Annotated in this window: 15 protein-coding genes and 1 riboswitch; of the genes, 12 read left to right on the plus strand and 3 right to left on the minus strand. The window is 73.4% G+C overall.

From position 1 onward, the window contains the following. Window positions 1-15: 15 nt before the first annotated feature. From OG956_RS30430 to OG956_RS30455, 6 genes are all read left to right on the plus strand, one after another. Window positions 16-1,479 carry an HAD-IA family hydrolase gene (locus OG956_RS30430; protein ID WP_330341201.1) on the plus strand — a complete coding sequence of 488 codons (1,464 nt, stop codon included), beginning with the start codon at window positions 16-18 and terminating at the stop codon, window positions 1,477-1,479. Between the two features lie 94 nt (window positions 1,480-1,573). Further along, the gene (locus OG956_RS30435; RefSeq protein ID WP_330341202.1) at window positions 1,574-4,294 is read left to right on the plus strand and encodes a sensor histidine kinase; all 2,721 of its coding nucleotides are present in this window, start codon (window positions 1,574-1,576) and stop codon (window positions 4,292-4,294) included. Beyond that, window positions 4,284-4,721, plus strand: a complete 438-nt coding sequence (locus tag OG956_RS30440; protein ID WP_330341203.1) for a roadblock/LC7 domain-containing protein — start codon at window positions 4,284-4,286, stop codon at window positions 4,719-4,721. The genes OG956_RS30435 and OG956_RS30440 overlap by 11 nt, the downstream gene beginning before the upstream one ends. Before the next feature lie 7 nt (window positions 4,722-4,728). Further along, a complete protein-coding gene (locus OG956_RS30445) occupies window positions 4,729-5,112 on the plus strand; it encodes a DUF742 domain-containing protein (RefSeq protein WP_330341204.1) in 384 nt (127 codons plus the stop codon). A 214-nt stretch (window positions 5,113-5,326) separates the two neighbouring features. Continuing rightward, a complete protein-coding gene (locus tag OG956_RS30450) occupies window positions 5,327-6,115 on the plus strand; it encodes a carbon-nitrogen hydrolase family protein (protein ID WP_330341205.1) in 789 nt (262 codons plus the stop codon). A gap of 50 nt (window positions 6,116-6,165) precedes the next feature. Continuing rightward, entirely contained in the window at window positions 6,166-7,863 is a 1,698-nt protein-coding gene (locus tag OG956_RS30455; RefSeq protein ID WP_330341206.1) for a flavin monoamine oxidase family protein, read from the plus strand. Window positions 7,864-7,981: 118 nt separating this feature from the next. Here OG956_RS30455 and OG956_RS30460 read toward each other — a convergent pair whose 3' ends face one another. Together OG956_RS30460 and OG956_RS30465 are read right to left on the minus strand one after the other, a co-directional pair. Next, entirely contained in the window at window positions 7,982-8,668 is a 687-nt protein-coding gene (locus OG956_RS30460; RefSeq protein WP_330341207.1) for a DUF5995 family protein, read from the minus strand. A 158-nt stretch (window positions 8,669-8,826) separates the two neighbouring features. Beyond that, complete coding sequence (locus OG956_RS30465) at window positions 8,827-10,233, minus strand: uracil-xanthine permease family protein (protein ID WP_330341208.1); 1,407 nt, start codon at window positions 10,231-10,233, stop codon at window positions 8,827-8,829. A gap of 132 nt (window positions 10,234-10,365) precedes the next feature. Between OG956_RS30465 and OG956_RS30470 the strand changes: the two genes are divergently transcribed. Together OG956_RS30470 and OG956_RS30475 are read left to right on the plus strand one after the other, a co-directional pair. Then, window positions 10,366-11,646 (plus strand): alginate lyase family protein, encoded by a 1,281-nt coding sequence (locus OG956_RS30470; RefSeq protein ID WP_330341209.1) that lies wholly within the window; start codon window positions 10,366-10,368, stop codon window positions 11,644-11,646. Between the two features lie 76 nt (window positions 11,647-11,722). After that, window positions 11,723-12,181: an acyl-CoA thioesterase gene (locus OG956_RS30475; protein WP_330341210.1), complete on the plus strand. Its 459-nt coding sequence runs from the start codon at window positions 11,723-11,725 to the stop codon at window positions 12,179-12,181. Here OG956_RS30475 and OG956_RS30480 read toward each other — a convergent pair. Then, the gene (locus tag OG956_RS30480) at window positions 12,141-13,355 is read right to left on the minus strand and encodes an MFS transporter (RefSeq protein WP_330341211.1); all 1,215 of its coding nucleotides are present in this window, start codon (window positions 13,353-13,355) and stop codon (window positions 12,141-12,143) included. The two genes, OG956_RS30475 and OG956_RS30480, sit on opposite strands and share 41 nt — an antisense overlap. Before the next feature lie 133 nt (window positions 13,356-13,488). Here OG956_RS30480 and OG956_RS30485 point away from each other — a divergent pair, with 133 nt between their 5' ends. The 4 genes from OG956_RS30485 to OG956_RS30500 all read left to right on the plus strand — a co-directional run bounded on the left by OG956_RS30485 (window position 13,489) and on the right by OG956_RS30500 (window position 17,958). Next, window positions 13,489-14,856 (plus strand): ROK family transcriptional regulator, encoded by a 1,368-nt coding sequence (locus OG956_RS30485; RefSeq protein WP_330341212.1) that lies wholly within the window; start codon window positions 13,489-13,491, stop codon window positions 14,854-14,856. A gap of 290 nt (window positions 14,857-15,146) precedes the next feature. Further along, window positions 15,147-15,277, plus strand: a riboswitch (FMN riboswitch). 154 nt (window positions 15,278-15,431) lie between these two features. Continuing rightward, complete coding sequence (locus OG956_RS30490) at window positions 15,432-16,040, plus strand: riboflavin synthase (protein WP_330341213.1); 609 nt, start codon at window positions 15,432-15,434, stop codon at window positions 16,038-16,040. After that, window positions 16,037-16,678, plus strand: a complete 642-nt coding sequence (locus tag OG956_RS30495; RefSeq protein WP_330341214.1) for a nicotinamide mononucleotide transporter family protein — start codon at window positions 16,037-16,039, stop codon at window positions 16,676-16,678. Before OG956_RS30490 ends, OG956_RS30495 begins: the two co-directional genes overlap by 4 nt. Next, a complete protein-coding gene (locus OG956_RS30500; RefSeq protein ID WP_330341215.1) occupies window positions 16,675-17,958 on the plus strand; it encodes a bifunctional 3,4-dihydroxy-2-butanone-4-phosphate synthase/GTP cyclohydrolase II in 1,284 nt (427 codons plus the stop codon). The genes OG956_RS30495 and OG956_RS30500 overlap by 4 nt, the downstream gene beginning before the upstream one ends. Window positions 17,959-17,979: the final 21 nt, after the last annotated feature.

Below are 17,979 nucleotides of genomic sequence, written 5' to 3' on the forward strand. Positions count from 1 at the left end.
AGGAACAACCCGAACATGACCCCCCACACCGCCCTCCAGGCGGTTCTGTTCGACATGGACGGCACGCTCGTCGACACCGAGCGGCTGTGGTGGGAGGCGGTCCAGCAGGTCGCCGGACGCCCGCTGACCGAGGCCGACCAGCCGGACGTGCTCGGCCGCCCGGTGGAACACACCGCCGCCTGGCTCGCGGCGGCCACCGGCCGGCCGGCCGCCGACCTCGCGGCCGGCCTGCACCGGGAGTTCGCCGAGCGCGTCCGCACCGGGACCGTGCCCCGGCCCGGCGCCCTGGACCTGCTGGACGCGCTGGCCGCCCACGGCGTGCCCGTCGCCCTGGTCACCGCGTCCCCGCGCGCGGTCGCCGGCATCGTCCTCGACGCCCTGGGCGCGGAGCGCTTCGCGGCCTCCGTCACCGCCGACGACACCGCCCGCACCAAGCCCGCCCCCGACCCCTACCGGGCCGCGTGCCGCGCCCTCGGCGTCGACCCCGCCGCCTGCGTGGCCGTCGAGGACACCGAGACCGGCGTCACCTCCGCCGAGGCTGCCGGCTGCGCCGTCCTCGCCGTGCCGTCCCTCGCACCGATCGGCGCCGCCCCCGGCCGTACCGTCCGGGACAGCCTCGAGGGGGTGACGGTCGAGGAACTGCGGCGCATGGTCGAGCCCGAGCTGCGGGTGATGAGCTGGAACCTGTGGCTCGGCGGCAGCCAGGTCGACGACCACCGCGCCAAGCAGCTCAAGATCATCCTGGACAGCGGCGCCGACGTCGTCGGGCTCCAGGAGACCGGCGGCACCGCCGCCCCGGAACTCGCCGAGGCCCTCGGCTGGTACCACCACCGGGCCGGCGAGAACCTCGGCGTCATCAGCCGCCACCCCGTCACCGCCCGCCTCGGCGACCCGGACGTCGGCTTCTACGGCGCAGCGGGCGTCCGGATCGCCGTGGCGCCCGGCCGCGAGGTCGACGTGTGGACCGCCCATCTGCACTACACGCCCTACGGCCCCTACGAGGCGGCCTTCGACGGACTGCCGGCCGCCGAGCTGATCGCCCACGAGGAACTGCGGCTGAGCCAGATGCGGGAGGCGCTGGACCGCATCGCCGCGACCTCGCGCGACGGCGTCCCCGTCGTCCTCGTCGGCGACTTCAACTGCCCCTCCCACCTGGACTGGCCGGACGTGCCCTGGCCCGTGACGAGGGCCGCCGAGGAGGCGGGCTTCGCCGACTCCTACCGCGAGGCCCACCCCGACCCCGCCGCCGAGCCCGGCCACACCTGGTCGCCGGTCCACCCGGTGCACGAGGACGGCAGCGGCCGGCCCGAACCGCAGGACCGGATCGACTACGTGCTGCACCGGGGCCTGACCGTGCGGGACGCGCGCACCCTCGTCACCGGCAGCCCGCGGCCCTGGCCGGACGTCGCGGACAACGACTGGCCCTCCGACCACGCGGCGGTCCTCACCACCTTCACGCTGCCGCCGAGGCCCGCCTGACCGGGTGTTACCGATGGTCACCATTGCGGTACGCGGTGGCGTCCCGTAGGTTGTGCCGGACTTTCTACTGACTGGTAACACCGGTAGGTGCCCCATGCGCTGGCCCCTCGGCCGTCCCACCACCGTCCGCACGCGGATCGTGGCGCTCGCGCTCGCGCCGGCCGTCGCGCTGATGGCGCTGTGGAGCTTCGCCATGTGGTCCGTCACCGGTGAGACCCGCGCGCTGATCCGGCTCCAGGGGGTGTACGAGGACTTCGGCACCCCCGTGGACACCGCGGTCGGGCAGATCCAGATCGAGCGCCGGATGTCCGCCGCCTACCTCGGCGCCCCCCTCGACACGGCGGCGGCCGGCCGGCTGCTGGAACAGCAGCGCCGTACCGACCGGGCCGTGGACGCCATGCGGCAGGCGATCCGGGACGGCGGCCGCGGCCGGCTCACGGCCCGGCAGCGGCAGGCGCTGGACGCCATGGACGCGGCCACCGGAAAGCTGGACGGGCTGCGCACGCGAGTGCTGTCCCGGCAGATCACCTGGGACCGGGCCGTGGACGAGTACAGCGCGCTGGTGGAGCCCGGCTTCGACGTGCAGTCCACGCTCACCGCCCTGCAGGCCGGACAGCTCGCCCGCGAGGCACAGGTCGTCATCGAGCTGGTGCGGGTACGGGAGTTCGTCTCCCGGGAGGACGCGCTGGTCGCCGGGGCACGGGCGGCCGGCACGCTGACCGACCGGCAGTACGACACGCTGACCGCGACCATCGAGGACCGGCGGGTGTTCCAGCGGACGTACGTGCCGGACCTGCCCGACGACTCGCGTGCCCTGTTCGAGGACTTCCAGCGCGGGGACCTGTACGGCTCGCTCGTGCGCGGCGAGGACGCGCTGCTGCGGGCCGGGGCCGCCGGCGCCGGGAAGGCGGTCGCGGCGAACACCTGGCGGTCCACCACCGACCGGGCCGTGAAGCGGTACATGCAGCTGTGCACCCGCTCCGCCGAGAACTCCGCCGCGCGCGGCCGGGCCTTCGCCTACCGGGAGCTGACCAAGGCGGCCGTCGTCGGAGCGGTGGGCCTCGCCGCCGCGGGGCTCTCGCTGTGGTTCGCCGTGCGCGGCGCGCGGCGCTTCTCACGGCGCCTGGAGACCCTGCGGGACGCGGCCGACCTGCTGGCCCAGCGCCAGCTGCCCGACGTCATGCGCAGACTGAGCGCCGGCGAGGAGGTGGACGCGGCGGCGGAGGCGCCGCCGCTGGCCGCCGACGAGGTGCGCGACGACGAGATCGGACAGGTCGGCCGGTCCTTCAACGCCGCGCGGCTCGCCGCGATCGAGGCCGCCGTCAGACAGGCGACCCTGCGCCGGGGCCTGTTCGCGGTGCTGCTCAACATCGCCCGCCGCAACCAGGCGCTGGTGCACCGGCAGTTGAAGCTCGTCGACACCCTGGAGCGGCGCACCGACGACCCCGACGTCCTGCGCGACCTGTTCCGCATCGACCACCTGACCACGCGCATGCGCCGGCACGCGGAGAGCCTGATCATCCTCTCCGGCGCCGCACCCGGCCGCCGCTGGCGCCGGCCGGTGCCGGTCGCGGACGTCGTCGCCTCGGCCGTCGGCGAGATCGAGGACTACGCGCGCGTGGTGGTGCCGCCCATGCCGGAGACCGGCGTGGCGGCGGACGCGGTCGCCGACGTCGTCCACCTCCTCGCCGAACTCCTGGAGAACGCCACGGTGTTCTCGCCTCCGCACACCCAGGTCACCCTGCGCACCGGGCGGGCCGGGGGAGGCTTCGTCCTGGAGATCGACGACCGCGGCCTCGGCCTCGACGCCGAAGCCCGTGCCCGGGCCCAGGCCACCCTCACCGACCCCGACACCTTCGACCCCACCCGCCACGACCGCCTCGGCCTGTACGTCGTCGGCCGCCTCGCCGCCCGCCACGCCATCGAGGTGAGCCTGCGCGATTCCCCCTACGGCGGTACGACGGCGGTGGTGCTGCTGCCGGACGCGGTACTGGCACCGGTCGAGCCGCGCGCGGCCGGGGCGGCGGTACGGGAGCTGCCCACGAGGAAGCGGACGTCCGCGTCCGCGCCGAGTCAGCCGTCCGGCACGCCCGCGAGCGTCCTGTCCGCGCCGAGTGAGCCACCCGCCGCACCCGCGGACGCCCCGTCCCCGCGGCAACGCCTCGCGTCCGTGCCGGCGCCGGGCGCCGGGGGCGTGACCGGGCCGGCGCCGGGGCACGGTCCGTCGGCTCCGGACGTCCCGGAATCGAGAGCCGCGCGGGAGAGGCCGTCGGACGGGGGCACGGCCGGGGCCGGCGGCGCTCCGGGCGCCGGCTCCGCACCGCCCCCGCGAGAGCGGCCCGCGTCGTCGACCGCGCGGGAAGCGCGGCCGGCGTCCTCCACCGCGCGCGCCCGCGAGGCGGTGTCCGAGTCGCCGGCGCCCCCGCCCGCCCTCCCCACGCGCGTCCGGCAGGCCTCTCTCGCGCGGGAGCTGCGGGACGAGCCGCCGGCGCGGCAGAGCGGGGCCGGCACGCGGCTCGACGCCGAGGAGATGCGGGCGGTCTTCGGAGCCTTCCAGCGGGGCCTGGAGCGCGGCCGCAGGGGCCTGCCGGCCGCCGGCGAGGCTGCCCGGAGTTCCGGTACCGACACACCGACGGCACCGCAACCCCCCGGGGGCGCGAGGCCGGGTCCGGATACGCCGCTCCGCCGCCGGGGCGCGACCAGCCCCCACGTATCCGCACCCGAAGTACCCGCGCCCGCCCCCTGGGACGACACGATCACCGACACCGCGACCACCCACGCCCACGAAGGGACGGACACCGACGATGCCCGGTGACGAACAGAGGCCAGAGCGACCCGTCGAGACCGGCGAAGCGCCCGGCACGGATCTCGGCTGGCTGCTGGACGATCTCGTGGCACGCACGGACCATGTGCGCCAGGTCGTGCTGCTGACCGCCGACGGCCTGCCGCTCAGCACCTCGGAGGGGATGCGCCGGCGGGACATCGAGCACCTGGCCGCCGTCTGCTCCGGTTTCCACGGCCTGGCCCGCTCGGCGGGGGAGCGGTTCGCCGCGGGCGAGGTGCGGCAGACCATGGTGATGCTCGACGACGCCTACCTCTTCATCACCCCGGCCGGGCACGGCAGCCGGCTCGCCGTCCTGACCGAGGCCGGCACCGACGTCGGCCAGCTCGCCCACGAGATGGCCCTGCTCGTGCGCCGCCTCGGCCGCCACCTGGACGCGGCCGCCCGCACCGCCAGATGATCCCGCGGTGAGCGACGAGCACTGGTACGAGGACGAGACCGGGCCGATGGTGCGCCCCTACACGGTGACCAGGGGCCGCACCCGGCCCTCGGCCGCCCTCGCCGTCGACCTGATGTCCCGCGTCACCGCGCTCGACACCGGCGGGCCCGCACCGGCCGTCGACCACGCCGGCGCCGCGCTGCTCGAGCTGGTCCGGCGCGGCCCGCGGCCCGTCGTGGAGCTGGCCGCCGACGCCGACCTGCCCCTGACCGTCCTCAGGGTCCTGCTCGGCGACCTGGCCGAGGCGGGCCTGATCCGCATCGACGCCCCCCGCCGCCACCCGGCCGACGGCGACCCGGCGACCGATCCCGTGCTCTTGCGGGAGATCATGGAGCGTCTGAAGGAGCTGTAGGCGGCCGGGACCCGGTCAGCGGCGCCCAGGAGCCGGGGCACGAACACCGGTGTGCGCAACGAATCGCCGTTCCAGGCCTGTCGTACGCAACAAACCGCGCACGGGCGCGCAACGGCTCCTTCTTGTCCGGCCGAGCGCGCCGACCGTACCTTCTTCATGGCCCCGAAAAACGTCGCGGCCGCCCCCGACAAGCCTCTTTCCGGTGAGGATCCGCATGCGCACCGCCCTGCTCCAGAGCTCCGGCCGCCCCGGCTCCGTCGCCGAGAACCTGAAGGTCCTCGACGATGCCGCGGGCCGTGCCGCCGCCGCGGGCGCCGCGCTGCTCGCCGCACCGGAGATGTTCCTGACCGGGTACGCGATCGGTGACGCCGTCGCGCGCCTCGCCGAGCCCGCCGACGGCGACTCCGCCGACGCGATCGCCGAGACCGCCACCCGGCACGGCATCGCGATCGCCTACGGCTACCCGGAGCGCGACGGCGAGACGGTGTACAACTCCGCCCAGCTGATCGCCGCCGACGGCACCCGCCTCGCGAACTACCGCAAGACCCACCTCTTCGGCTGCGCCGAGCGTGACCACTTCACGCCGGGCGAGCAGTCCCTCGTCCAGGCCCGGCTGGGCGGCCTGACCGTCGGCCTCATGATCTGCTACGACGTCGAGTTCCCCGAGAACGCGCGCGCCCACGCCCTGGCCGGCACCGACCTGCTCGTGGTGCCCACGGCGAACATGCACCCGTTCCAGTTCGTGGCCGAGGCCATGGTGCCGGTGCGCGCCTGGGAGAACCAGATGTACGTCGCGTACGTCAACCGGCTCGGGCACGAGGGCGAGTTCGAGTTCTTCGGCCTCTCCGCCCTCGCCGGCCCCGACGGCATCGCCCGCGCCCGCGCCGGCCGCGGCGAGGAACTGGTGGTCGCCGACGTCGACACCGCCTTCCTGGCCGCCTCCCGCGAGGCGAACCCGTACCTGAAGGACCGCCGCCCCGGTCTGTACGGGTCCCTCGTCTGACCTCCCCGAGCCCTTCCCCGAACCACCCCGCGCAAGGAGTCCGCACCCCCATGACGTCCACGGTGCCCAACGCCGTCGAGCACACCGACGAGCAGCAGCCGCCGATCACCATGTTCGGCCCGGACTTCCCGTACGCCTACGACGACTTCCTCGCCCACCCGGCGGGCCTCGGCCAGATACCCGCGACCGAGCACGGCACCGAGGTCGCGATCATCGGCGGCGGCCTGTCCGGCATCGTGGCCGCGTACGAGCTGATGAAGATGGGCCTCAAGCCCGTCGTCTACGAGGCCGACCAGATCGGCGGCCGGCTGCGCACCGTCGGCTTCGAGGGCTGCGACGAGTCGCTGACCGCCGAGATGGGCGCGATGCGCTTCCCGCCGTCCTCCACCGCCCTCCAGCACTACATCGACATGGTCGGCCTGGAGACCAGGCCCTTCCCGAACCCGCTGGCCGAGGCCACCCCCTCGACCGTCGTGGACCTCAAGGGCGAGTCGCACTACGCCGAGACCATCGACGACCTGCCCCAGGTGTACCGGGACGTCGCCGAGGCCTGGAGCAAGTGCCTGGAGGAGGGCGCCGACTTCTCCGACATGAACCGCGCCATGCGCGAGCGGGACGTCAAGCGCATCCGCGAGATCTGGTCGAAGCTGGTCGAGAAGCTCGACAACCAGACCTTCTACGGCTTCCTCTGCGACTCCGAGGCGTTCAAGTCCTTCCGGCACCGCGAGATCTTCGGCCAGGTCGGCTTCGGCACGGGCGGCTGGGACACCGACTTCCCGAACTCCATCCTGGAGATCCTGCGCGTCGTCTACACCGAGGCCGACGACCACCACCGCGGCATCGTCGGCGGCTCCCAGCAGCTGCCGCTGCGCCTGTGGGAGCGCGAGCCGGAGAAGATCGTCCACTGGCCGTACGGCACCTCGCTGAAGTCCCTGCACGTGGACGGCGAGCCGCGCCCGGCCGTGACCCGGCTGCACCGCACCGCCGGCAACCGGATCACGGTGACGGACGCGAACGGCGACATCCGCACCTACAAGGCGGCGATCTTCACCGCCCAGTCCTGGATGCTGCTGTCCAAGATCGAGTGCGACGACTCGCTGTTCCCGATCGACCACTGGACCGCGATCGAGCGCACCCACTACATGGAGTCCAGCAAGCTCTTCGTGCCCGTGGACCGGCCCTTCTGGCTGGACAAGGACGAGGAGACCGGCCGGGACGTCATGTCGATGACGCTCACCGACCGCATGACCCGCGGCACCTACCTGCTCGACAACGGCCCGGACAAGCCCGCCGTCATCTGCCTGTCCTACACCTGGTGCGACGACAGCCTGAAGTGGCTGCCGCTGTCCGCGAACGAGCGGATGGAGGTCATGCTGAAGTCGCTCGGCGAGATCTACCCGAAGGTCGACATCAGGAAGCACATCATCGGCAGCCCGGTGACGGTCTCCTGGGAGAACGAGCCCTACTTCATGGGCGCGTTCAAGGCCAACCTGCCGGGCCACTACCGCTACCAGCGGCGCCTGTTCACGCACTTCATGCAGGACCGGCTGCCCGAGGACAAGCGGGGCATCTTCCTCGCCGGCGACGACATCTCCTGGACCGCCGGCTGGGCCGAGGGCGCCGTCCAGACCGCGCTGAACGCGGTCTGGGGCGTCATGCACCACCTCGGCGGCCAGACCGACCCGGCCAACCCCGGCCCGGGTGACGTGTACGACGAGATCGCCCCTGTGGAGCTGCCCGAGGACTGAACGCAACAACGAGCAAGGACCAGGCGCGGGCGGCCGGAGTCGGACTCCGGCCGCCCGCGCCTTTTCGCACAGCCCGGTCCGGTGAGCCGCCGGAGACGGAAGACGGCACGCGGCCGGGTCAGCCGGTGAGCGGTGTCAGCAGCATCCGCCCGGCGAGTCCCACGGCGGCGTCCAGCCGTTCGGTGAACTCCTCGGCGATGCCGCCGCAGTGGCGCAGCGTCCACAGGGTCCGGGCGGCGACCCAGGCGGCGTCCCGGGCCCGCTCCAGGCTCCAGCAGCCCAGCAGGTGGGTGAGCGGATCGGCGAGCTGGAGCAGGTCGGGGCCCGGCATCAGGTCCTCGCGGACGCGCTCCTCCAGCGCGACGAGGAGATCGCCGACGCGGTCGAACTCGTCCTCCAGATCGGGCGGTTCGCAGCCGAGGGTGCGGCAGGCGTCCACCACGGCGAGCGCCAGGTCGTGCCCGACGTGCGCGTTGATGCCCGCGAGCGCGAACTGCAGTGGTCTTACCCCCGGGTGGCGGCGGAGCTGGAACAGCGGGCGCCAGCAGGCGGGTGTACGGAGGTCGGCGGCGGCCGCGCCGACCGCCGCCAGATAGCGCTCGGCGAACCGCACGTCCAGCGCGATCGCGGCGCGTGGGTCCGGGAACGCCCCGCTGTCCACGCGCCGGTCGATCTCCTCGGTGACGGTGAGGTAGACGCGGTTGAACACGGCGACGCCGTCCCGCTCGGGCAGCGTCGCGCCGAGGGCGCGCATCCGGGAGACGACCGCGTCGAGGGGAGTGGTGAGATGTTCCAACTGCGGCATGCGGGAAGGGTCGCAGGCCCGGGACGGCGGGCGCGCCCGACCGGCCCGGTGCTTCCCCGGAACGGGGGAACGGACCGCCGCGGCGCGGATGCGGGGACGGCCGGACGCGCGCGGGGGAGCCGCACCGTCGGCGCGCGGCCCGCACCTCGCCGGCGGCCCTACGACGTGGCGCGCGGCGGCTGCGGGCCGGCGGCCTCCGCGTCGTAGGCGGACGTGCCCTCGTCCAGCAGCGGTTCCTGCGTCTTCAGGTGGGCCGGGGCGAAGGCGCGCAGCGCGTGGTAGCCGGTGATGACGACCAGGGTGCCCAGGGCGATGCCGCTGAGCGAGAAGTTGCCGGTGAACTTCATGCTCACGTTGCCGACGCCGATGATGATGCCCGCGGCGGCGGGCACCAGGTTCAGCGGGTTGCGCAGGTCGACCCTGGCGTGCAGCCAGATCTGGGCGCCGAGCAGGCCGATCATGCCGTAGAGGATCACGGTGATGCCGCCGAGGACACCGCCCGGGATCGCGGCCACGACCGCGCCGAACTTGGGGCACACGCCGAACAGCAGGGCGAAGCCGGCGGCGGCCCAGTAGGCGGCGGTGGAGTAGACGCGGGTCGCGGCCATCACGCCGATGTTCTCGGAGTAGGTGGTGTTCGGCGGGCCGCCCACCGCGGTGGAGAGCATGGACCCGATGCCGTCCGCCGAGATCGCCGTGCCGAGCTTGTCGTCCAGCGGGTCGCCGGTCATCTCGCCGACCGCCTTGACATGGCCCGTGTTCTCGGCGACCAGGGCGATCACGACCGGCAGCGCGACCAGGATCGCCGACCACTGGAAGGACGGCCCGTGGAAGTGCGGCAGCCCGATCCAGTCGGCCTTGGAGACACCGGACAGGTCGAGCCGCCAGTGGTCGGTGACCTTGCCGCTGGGGCTCATGGAGTGGATCTTGCCGAAGATCCGGTCGAAGGCCCAGGAGACGGCGTAGCCGAAGACCAGCCCGAGGAAGATCGCGATACGGGACCAGAAGCCGCGCAGACAGACCACGGCCAGCCCCGTGAACAGCATGACCAGCAGGGCGGTCCACTGGTCCTGGGGCCAGTAGGTGGAGGCGGTGACCGGGGCGAGGTTGAAGCCGATCAGCATGACGACCGCGCCGGTGACGATCGGCGGCATGGCCGCGTGGATGATCCGCGCCCCGAAGCGCTGCACCGCGAGCCCCACCAGGAACAGCACCACGCCGACGACGAACACCGCGCCGGTCACCGTGGCACTCGTGCCGCCCTGGGCGCGGATGACGGCGGCCACGCCCACGAACGACAGGGAACAGCCCAGGTAGCTCGGCACCCGGCCGCGGGTGGCGAGCAGGAAGATCACGGTTGCCACGCCCGACATCATGATGGCCAGGTTGGGGTCCAGGCCCATCAGCACGGGCGCGACGAAGGACGCCCCGAACATCGCGACCACGTGCTGGGCGCCAAGGCCCACCGTGCGGGGCCAGGAGAGCCGTTCGTCGGGGCGTACCACCGCTCCGGGCGCGGGCGTGCGCCCGTCACCGTGCAGTTTCCAGCGCACGCCGAGGTCCATGGTGGGGTTTCGCTTTCTTACGTACGTGAAGACGGTCCGAACCATTGTCAGGGGTAACGAGCGGTTCTACGCTCACACGGTCGCACTCATGAATTGCGTTCACATATCTGATATCGGATGATCGGAGTGCCCATGAGCGGAAGACCCCGTGCGGCCCTGCTGCTCGCGGCGGTGGCGGCCTTCACGGCCGTGCTCGTCCCGTCCGCGCAGGCCGCGTCCGCCCGATCCGCGCACGCCGCACCCAGGGCGCCGCGCACCGCCGTCCTGGACGCCGCCCGCCTGCAGCGGACCCGCGCCCGCCTGGACCGGGACCCTGGGCTCCGGCACGCGCTGCGGGACCTGACCGCCCGCGCCGACACCTGGCTGGACCAGGGCCCCTGGACGGTGGTCGACAAACCGCGCCCCGCACCCGGCGGCGACGTCCACGAGTACCTGAGCCAGGCCCCCTACTGGTGGCCCACGACCACCCCCACCGCCGGCAATCCCTGGGGCTGCCCGTACGTCCAGCGCGACGGGCAGCGCAACCCCGAGGTCGACAGCGGCACGGACCGGCAGGACGCGGAGAAGGTCTTCGACTCGACGTACGACCTGGCGCTCGCCTGGTACTACACGGGCAAGCGGACCTACGCCGAGAAGGCCGGGCAGATCCTGCGCACCTGGTTCCTGGACCCGGCCACCCGGATGAACCCCGACCTGGACCACGCCCAGTTCATCCCCTGCAAGTACGACGGACGGGCCATCGGCATCATCGACTTCTCCCAGTCGTACACCAGCGTCCTCGACGCCCAGGCGATCCTCGCCGCCGGCGCCCCCGGCTGGAGGGCCGCGGACCGCACGGCGATGGAGAAGTGGAACGCCGACTTCCTGGACTGGCTGAAGAACAGCGGTTTCGGCAAGGAGGAGGGCGCCGCCGCCAACAACCACGGCACCTTCTACGACATGCAGCTCGCCGCGCTCGCCTACGCCACCGGCGACACCGCCCTGGCCCGCCGGACCGTGCTGGACGCGCGCGCCAGGCGGATCGACCCGCAGATCGCGGGAGACGGCAGCCAGCCGCAGGAACTCGCCCGCACCCGCAGCTGGCACTACTCCACCTTCGACCTGGTCGCCTACACCCGGCTCGCGGCCGTCGGCCGGCACGTGGGCGTGAACCTGTGGACGTATCAGGGGCCGGACGGGCAGAGCCTGTTCAAGGCGGTCGGCTATCTGCTGCCGGCCGCGACCGGCGCCGCCGCGTGGCCGCACCCGGAGCTGGAGTTCCACCGGTACGCGGCCACCGACGTCGTGCACGCGGCGGCGGACGCCGGCGACCCGGCGGCCCGGGCGGCCGTGGCGAAGCTGGAGGCGCCGCCCGGAGGAGACCTGTGGGCGCTGCGGCCGGCCGCCGAGCAGCTGGACTCGATCGCGGGCTGAACGGGCCTCGGCCAGGGCTTCTGAGCGGTCGCTTAGTATGGATCGTCAGCACCAGCCATGCTCAGGAGCCCCACCCGTGACCGCCGAAGCCCCGACCGCCCCCGTCGTCTCCTACGGCCGGCTCATCCCCGTCACCGTGCACTTCGACGACCTCGACGCGCTCGGCCTCCTGCACAACGCCCGCTACCCGCTGCTGGTCGAGCGGGCCTGGACCGAGCTGTGGAGCGCCTACGGCGTCCGCTTCGACGGCGACTGGCACGCGGCCGGCGACGCCTGCAACGCCGTCCGTGAACTGCGCATCAGCTACGAGGCGCCGGTGACCAGCCCCGGCACCTACGCCGTCCACCTCTGGCTCGACCGGCTCGGCACCACCGGCCTGACCTACGGCTTCCGCTTCTGCTCGGCCGACGGGACGCTGACCTACGCCCAGGGCGCCCGGGTGCTGGTCCGGCTGGACGCGGCCACCCTGCGCCCGGCGCCCTGGTCCGACGCCTTCAGGGCCGCGGGTCGGGAACTGCTGGGGCCGGCCGGCTGACCTCGCTCCGGCCGCCGCGCTCGGCGCTGCGCAGCACGCCCGCGAACGCCGTGAGCCCGCAGGCCAGGGCCGTCACCACGCAGAACGACACCACCAGGCTGGTCGCCTGCGCCACTCCGCCGATCAGGCTGGGCGCGATCAGACCCGAGGTGTAGGTGATCGTCGCCACGCCGGCGATGGCCTGGCTGGGATGGGGCCCCGCGTGCCCGGCCGCCGCGAAGCACAGCGGTACGACCACCGCGATGCCGAGCCCCATCAGCGCGAACCCGCCCATCGCCACCGCCTCGTGCCCGGCGCCCACGATCAGCAGGCCGCCCAGCACCGCCAGGCCGCCGCCGGCCCGCACGGTACGGACCGCGCCGAACCGGTTCACCACCGCGTCCCCGGCGATCCGGGCCACGGCCATCGTCAGCATGAACCCGGTCGTGCAGGCCGCCGCCAGCCCGGCCGAGCTGCCCAGCCGGTCCCGCAGGAACACCGCGGACCAGTCCAGGCTCGCGCCCTCCGCGAACACCGCGCAGAAGCCGACCGTGCCGATCAGCAGCGCCGAGCGGGGCGGCAGCGCGAACCTCGGCGGCGGCTCCTCGTCCTCGGCGGGCTGCAGGTCCAGCACCCAGGAGCAGGCCGTCAGGCCGAGCGCGGTCAGCACGGCCGCGGCGAGCGCGAAGTGCAGCCGGGCGTCCGAGCCGAGGTGGGCCGCCAGGGTGCCGGCCGCCGAGCCGACGAGGGCGCCGGCGCTCCACATGCCGTGCAGGCCCGACATGATCGACCGGCCGAGCAGCCGCTCGATCTCGACGCCGAGCGCGTTCATCGCCACGTCGGCCATCCCCGCGCTCGCGCCGTAGGTGAACATCGCCAGGCACAGGGTGTACAGGTTCGGCGCGAGGGACGGCAGGACCAGGGAGAACGTCCACAGCGCGATCAGACCGCGCAGGGCCGTACGGCTGCCGAAGCGGTGGCTGATCCGGCCCGCCAGCGGCATCGAGCACGAGGCGCCGAACGCCGTGAAGGCCAGCGCGAAGCCCAACTGGCCCGCGCCGAGCGAGGCGTGGTCCTGGATCCACGGCACCCGGGTGGCGAACGAGCCGGTCACGGCGCCGTGCACGGCGAACACGGCCGCCACGGCGTACCGTGCCCGCCTGACCTCACCGCGCGCGTCACTCAGGTCGCTCATCTTCCGCCCCTCCCGGGAGTTCCCGCCCCGCCTCGAGCCCACGCACCCGCCGTAAACTATCAGGGAGCCTGCCTGATAGATAGTGGGTTTCAGGGCCGCCGTCGGCGCGCGTCGATCTGGGAGGATTCCCGTCATGCCCGCATCACCCAGCACCGCCCGGGCCATCAACGACCGCCTGGCCCTGCGTCTGCTGCAGCAGGAAGGCCCGCTCACGGCGGGCCAGTTGAAGCAGCTGACCGGTCTGTCCCGGCCGACGGTCGCCGACCTCGTGGAACGGCTCACCGCCGCCGGACTGATCACCGTCGTCGGCGAGTCGGGCGAGCAGCGCCGCGGCCCCAAGGCCCGCCTCTACGGCATCGTCGCCGACCGGGCCCATCTGGCCGCGCTCGACGTCCGCACCGGCGGCGTCGTCGTCCTGGTGTCCGACCTGGTCGGCCGGGTGCTGGCCGAGGTGTCCGTGCCGATCGGCGGGGACACCGGCACCGGGACCGCCGTCGAGCAGGCGGTGACCGCGGTGGAGCGGACCGCGAAGGAGGCCGGCGCCGACCGGCTGCACACCGTCGGCATCGGCGCGCCCGGCCTGATCGACCCGGCCACCGGCGACCTCAGGGACTCCGGGGGTCTGCCCGCCTGGCACCGCAGTCTGGCCACCGCCCTGCAGGACCGGCTGCCGGGCGCCCGGGTCACCGTGGAGAACGAGACCAACCTCGCCGCCCTCGCCGAGCAGCGCGAGGGCGCCGCCCGCGACCGGGACACCTTCGTCCTGCTCTGGCTCGGCCACGGCGTCGGCGCGGCGGTCGTCCTCGACGGCACCCTCCGCCGCGGCGCCTCGGGGGGCACCGGCGAGATCGGCTTCCTGCCCGTCCCGGGCACCGCCTCACTCCCCTCGGCACGGGACTGCGACGGCGGCTTCCACTCCCTGGCGGGCGCGGCGGCCATCGGCACACTGGCCGCGGACCACGGCCTGCCGGTCCCGGCCCCGACGGACGGACCGGGGGCGGCTGCGGTGGTCGAGAGAGCGGTGGCGGAAGTGGAGGACGCGGGGGCGGGGCGTTCGGGGGCGGTGGCTCCGGGCGTGGCTCGCGCCGAGGGAGTGGGCCTGGGTGCGGGGATGCCCGGTGGGGCAACAGGTGCGGAGGCGGCGGGTCCGGGTGTGACGTCGCCGCGGGCGGACCGGCCGGACGGCGAGCGGCGTGCCGGAGCGTTCCTCCACGCCCTCGCCGACCGGATCGCCGTCGGCGCCGCGTCCGTCGTCGCCGTACTCGACCCCGGCTGCGTGGTGCTCGGCGGAGAGGTCGGGCAGGCCGGGGGGCCGGTGCTGGCCGGCCTCGTCGAGGACCGCCTGAGCCGTATGTCGCCCCTGGTCACCGAGGTGCGCGCGAGCACCCTCGGCGGCGCCGCGGTGCTGCGCGGCGCGCTGCTGACGGCCCGGGACCGCGCCCAGGACGACCTCTTCGCACCTCCGGACCGGATGCCCGGAACCGCCGTGCTCCAAGGCTGATCACGTTCTGGGCGCCCCGGCGTGCGGTCAGGGGCCGGCGCGTCCGGCCGTCCTGGCGGTCCGGCGGCGGGCAAGGGCCGTCGTCACCGCCACCGGACCCGCCCGCACGATAAAAGGACTAGACCATTCGGGTCAATGGGTGCGAGCCAAGGTCAACCGGCTCTGCACGCCTGTGAGTCAGGCGCTGCGGCTGCGTCGCGCAAGGACGGTGACACGCGCTGTGAGGGAACCCACACCCTCCGCCTGTCTGTACGGCCGCCCGGCGTGGCAGACTGGCCCTGTACCAGAAGCAGCGCACTCCGGGGTCGGTGAAAGTCCGAACCGGCGGTTACAGTCCGCGACCCGGTCGCTTCCAGCGGCCGGTTGACCAGGTGAAATTCCTGGACCGACGGTTAAAGTCCGGATGGGAGGCAGTGCGCGGCGGGCGGGCACACACCCGTGCGCGTCGCCGTATCTGGGGCTGGTCCGTACGCGGACGGCCCTTTTTCGGCGTCGCCCGGCGTGCTCACCCGTACATTCTGTCGTCATCGACAGGCCCCGGAGTCCGTGCCCGAAGAGGCAGGAGGACCCGGGAAGTGTTCACCGGAATCGTCGAAGAGCTGGGTGAGGTCACCGCCGTCGAGAACCTCGGCGACGCCTCCCGCTTCCGGCTCCGCGGCCCCGTGGTGACCGAGGGCGCGCGGCACGGCGACTCCATCGCCGTGAACGGGGTCTGTCTCACCGTCGTCGAGCACGAGGGCGACGAGTTCACCGCCGACGTGATGGCGGAGACCCTGCAGCGTTCCAGCCTCGGCGCGCTCACCGTCGGCTCCCGCGTCAACCTCGAACGGCCCATGGCCGTCGGCGCGCGCCTCGGCGGGCACATCGTGCAGGGCCACGTCGACGGCACCGGCGAGATCCTGGAGCGCAAGCCCTCCGAGAACTGGGAGATCGTGAAGATCTCCCTGCCTGCGGACCTCTCCCGCTACGTCGTCGAGAAGGGCTCCATCACCGTCGACGGCATCAGCCTCACGGTCGTGGACGCCGGCCCCGACTACTTCACCGTCAGCCTCATCCCGACCACCCTCGCGCTGACCACGCTCGGCCACAAGCAGCCCGGCGACCCGGTCAACCTCGAGGTCGACGTCGTCGCCAAGTACGTCGAGCGGCTGCTCGGCGACCGCGCCCAGGGAGCCGCCAAGTGAACTGGCTGAACTCCGAGGCCTTCACCCTCTTCGGCCAGCGCATCATCTGGTCCGACATGACCGGCAACATCCTCGGTCTGATCACCCTCGCCCTCGGCTGGCGCCGCTCCCTGTGGACCTGGCCCGTGCAGTTCCTCTCCGGGCTCGTCCTGTTCGCCGCCTTCTTCGGCCATCTGACCGGCAGCGCCGGCAAGCAGGCCGTCGTCATGGCCGTCGCCCTCTACGGCTGGTGGCAGTGGCGGCGCAACAGGGACCGCTCGGACGACGGGCACATCGCCCCCCGGTTCGCCACCTGGCGCGAGCGCGCGGCGATGCTCGGCGCGGCCGCCGCCGGCACGGTCGCGGTGGCCCTGCTCTTCACGGCCTACCCGTCGCTGTCCTGGGACCCCTGGCCCGACGCCTACATCTTCGTCGGCACCATCGTCGCCATGTACGCCCAGGCCAAGGGCATGGTCGAGTTCTGGATCGCCTGGCTGCTGGTCGACCTCGTCGGCGTGCCCCTCAACTTCGCCAACGGCTACGCCTTCTCCGGTTTCGTCTACGTCATCTACGGCGCACTCGTCCTGTGGGGCATGCGCGACTGGTGGCTGCGCTCCCGCAGGAGCACGCAGCCCGTCCTGGAAGGAGCCCCGGCATGACCTCGGCACCGCCCCTGTACGCCACCGACGCCATCGAGAACTTCGGCCTCGACCCCGTCGAGCAGGCCATCGCCGACATCGCGGCGGGCCGCCCGGTCGTCGTCGTGGACGACGAGGACCGCGAGAACGAGGGCGACCTCGTCATCGCCGCCGAGCACGCGACCCCCGAGATCGTCGCGTTCATGATGAGCGAGTGCCGGGGACTGATCTGCGCGCCCATGGAGGGCGGGGAACTCGACCGGCTCCAGCTCCCGCAGATGGTCCAGGACAACACCGAGTCGATGAAGACCGCGTTCACCGTCTCGGTGGACGCCTCCGCCGCGCACGGTGTGAGCACCGGCATCTCCGCCTCCGACCGCGCGACCACGCTCCAGCTGCTCGCGAGCGGCACGGCCGAGCCCACGGACTTCGTCCGGCCCGGCCACATCTTCCCGCTGCGCGCCAAGCCCGGCGGCGTCCTCGTCCGCAACGGCCACACCGAGGCCGCCGTCGACCTCGCCCGGCTCGCAGGGCTCCGCCCGGCCGGCGCCATCGTGGAGATCGCCGGCGAGGACGGCCGGATGCTCCGCCTGCCCGAGCTGATCCCGTTCGCCCGCAAGCACGGCCTGACGATCATCTCCATCGAGGACCTGATCGCCTACCGCCGCGGCAGCGAGCCCACCGTCCGCCGCGAGGCCGAGACCCGCCTGCCCACCCGGCACGGCACCTTCACCGCCTACGGCTACCGGTCCACCGTCGACGGCGTCGAGCACGTCGCCCTCGTCCACGGCGAGATCGGCGCCGGCGAGGACGTCCTGGTCCGCGTCCACTCCGAATGCCTCACCGGGGACGTCTTCGGCTCCCTGCGCTGCGACTGCGGCCCGCAGCTGGACGCCGCCCTGCGGCGCATCCAGGAGGAGGGCCGGGGCGTCGTGGTCTACCTGCGCGGCCACGAGGGACGCGGCATCGGCCTGCTGTCCAAGCTCCGGGCGTACGAACTGCAGGAGCGGGGCCGCGACACCCTCGACGCCAACCTCGAACTCGGCCTGCCCGCCGACGCCCGCGACTACGGCGCGGGCGCGCAGATCCTCGCCGACCTCGGCGTGCGCAGCGTCCGGCTGATGACCAACAACCCCGACAAGACCGACGCGCTGCTGCGGAACGGCCTGAAGGTCACCGGCCGCGAGTCGATGCCGGTCCAGGCCGGCGAGCACAACCTGCACTACCTGCGCACCAAGCGCGACCGTATGGGACACGACCTGCCCTGGCTGGACACGCCGGCCGTGGCGGCCAACCAGTAAGCCGACAGGCACGACAGCAAG

The organism is Streptomyces sp. NBC_00557 (assembly GCF_036345995.1).
GTDB lineage: Bacteria > Actinomycetota > Actinomycetes > Streptomycetales > Streptomycetaceae > Streptomyces.

Coding starts and splice junctions, on each gene's coding strand:
- OG956_RS30430 (WP_330341201.1), top strand. CDS start 16: ATGACCCCCCACACCGCCCTCCAGGCGGTTCTGTTCGACATGGACGGC.
- OG956_RS30435 (WP_330341202.1), top strand. CDS start 1,574: ATGCGCTGGCCCCTCGGCCGTCCCACCACCGTCCGCACGCGGATCGTG.
- OG956_RS30440 (WP_330341203.1), top strand. CDS start 4,284: ATGCCCGGTGACGAACAGAGGCCAGAGCGACCCGTCGAGACCGGCGAA.
- OG956_RS30450 (WP_330341205.1), top strand. CDS start 5,327: ATGCGCACCGCCCTGCTCCAGAGCTCCGGCCGCCCCGGCTCCGTCGCC.
- OG956_RS30455 (WP_330341206.1), top strand. CDS start 6,166: ATGACGTCCACGGTGCCCAACGCCGTCGAGCACACCGACGAGCAGCAG.
- OG956_RS30460 (WP_330341207.1), bottom strand. CDS start 8,668: ATGCCGCAGTTGGAACATCTCACCACTCCCCTCGACGCGGTCGTCTCC.
- OG956_RS30465 (WP_330341208.1), bottom strand. CDS start 10,233: ATGGACCTCGGCGTGCGCTGGAAACTGCACGGTGACGGGCGCACGCCC.
- OG956_RS30470 (WP_330341209.1), top strand. CDS start 10,366: ATGAGCGGAAGACCCCGTGCGGCCCTGCTGCTCGCGGCGGTGGCGGCC.
- OG956_RS30480 (WP_330341211.1), bottom strand. CDS start 13,355: ATGAGCGACCTGAGTGACGCGCGCGGTGAGGTCAGGCGGGCACGGTAC.
- OG956_RS30485 (WP_330341212.1), top strand. CDS start 13,489: ATGCCCGCATCACCCAGCACCGCCCGGGCCATCAACGACCGCCTGGCC.
- OG956_RS30500 (WP_330341215.1), top strand. CDS start 16,675: ATGACCTCGGCACCGCCCCTGTACGCCACCGACGCCATCGAGAACTTC.